We start from the raw sequence: 1,647 nt of genomic DNA, 5'->3' as shown, positions 1-1,647 counted from the left end.
TACCGACAGTCAGCGACGTGTCGATTAAGGAGGTGATCCAGCCGCAGGTTCCCCTACGGCTACCTTGTTACGACTTCACCCCAGTCATGAACCACACCGTGGTGATCGCCCTCCGAAGTTAGGCTAACCACTTCTGGTGCAGTCCACTCCCATGGTGTGACGGGCGGTGTGTACAAGGCCCGGGAACGTATTCACCGTGACATTCTGATTCACGATTACTAGCGATTCCGACTTCACGGAGTCGAGTTGCAGACTCCGATCCGGACTGAGACCGGCTTTATGGGATTAGCTCCACCTCGCGGATTCGCAACCCATTGTACCGGCCATTGTAGCACGTGTGTAGCCCTACCCGTAAGGGCCATGATGACTTGACGTCGTCCCCACCTTCCTCCGGTTTGTCACCGGCAGTCTCCCTAGAGTTCCCGACCGAATCGCTGGCAAATAGGGACAAGGGTTGCGCTCGTTACGGGACTTAACCCAACATTTCACAACACGAGCTGACGACAGCCATGCAGCACCTGTCTGAGAGCTCCCGAAGGCACCAATCCATCTCTGGAAAGTTCTCTCGATGTCAAGGGTAGGTAAGGTTCTTCGCGTTGCATCGAATTAAACCACATGCTCCACCGCTTGTGCGGGCCCCCGTCAATTCATTTGAGTTTTAACCTTGCGGCCGTACTCCCCAGGCGGTCGACTTATCGCGTTAACTGCGCCACAAAGCTCTCAAGGAGCCCAACGGCTAGTCGACATCGTTTACGGCGTGGACTACCAGGGTATCTAATCCTGTTTGCTACCCACGCTTTCGCACCTCAGCGTCAGTGTCAGTCCAGAAGGCCGCCTTCGCCACTGGTATTCCTCCCGATCTCTACGCATTTCACCGCTACACCGGGAATTCTACCTTCCTCTCCTGCACTCTAGCCTGACAGTTCCGGATGCCGTTCCCAGGTTGAGCCCGGGGCTTTCACAACCGGCTTATCAAGCCGCCTACGCGCGCTTTACGCCCAGTAATTCCGATTAACGCTCGCACCCTCCGTATTACCGCGGCTGCTGGCACGGAGTTAGCCGGTGCTTCTTCTGTGAGTGATGTCCTTCCTCGAGGGTATTAACCTCAAGGCCTTCTTCCTCACTGAAAGTGCTTTACAACCCGAAGGCCTTCTTCACACACGCGGCATGGCTGGATCAGGCTTTCGCCCATTGTCCAATATTCCCCACTGCTGCCTCCCGTAGGAGTTCGGGCCGTGTCTCAGTCCCGATGTGGCTGATCATCCTCTCAGACCAGCTACGGATCGCAGCCTTGGTGAGCCATTACCTCACCAACTAGCTAATCCGACATAGGCTCATCCGATAGCGCAAGGTCCGAAGATCCCCTGCTTTCTCCCGTAGGACGTATGCGGTATTAGCCTGGGTTTCCCCAGGTTATCCCCCACTACCGGGCAGATTCCTATGCATTACTCACCCGTCCGCCGCTCGACGCCTCCTAGCAAGCTAGGATCGTTTCCGCTCGACTTGCATGTGTTAGGCCTGCCGCCAGCGTTCAATCTGAGCCATGATCAAACTCTTCAGTTTAAAGTCTGATAGTCCGTTAAGCGGACCAAACTTGGCTCAAGGTTCAAACGTCTCGTTTGACGAGTCGCTTGCCTTGATATTTCA

At 55.3% G+C, this 1,647-nt stretch carries 1 rRNA gene; it reads right to left on the bottom strand.

The window, feature by feature from the left end:
• Positions 1-25: 25 nt before the first annotated feature.
• A 16S ribosomal RNA gene (locus KUV86_RS16600) occupies positions 26-1,563 on the bottom strand.
• Between the last annotated feature and the right edge of the window lie 84 nt (positions 1,564-1,647).

This window comes from Halomonas sp. DP8Y7-3 (assembly GCF_019801675.1).
GTDB classification, from domain to species: domain Bacteria; phylum Pseudomonadota; class Gammaproteobacteria; order Pseudomonadales; family Halomonadaceae; genus Halomonas; species Halomonas litopenaei_A.
Note: the sequence above shows the minus strand (reverse complement) of the source record. Positions and strands in the feature narration are given on the sequence as shown.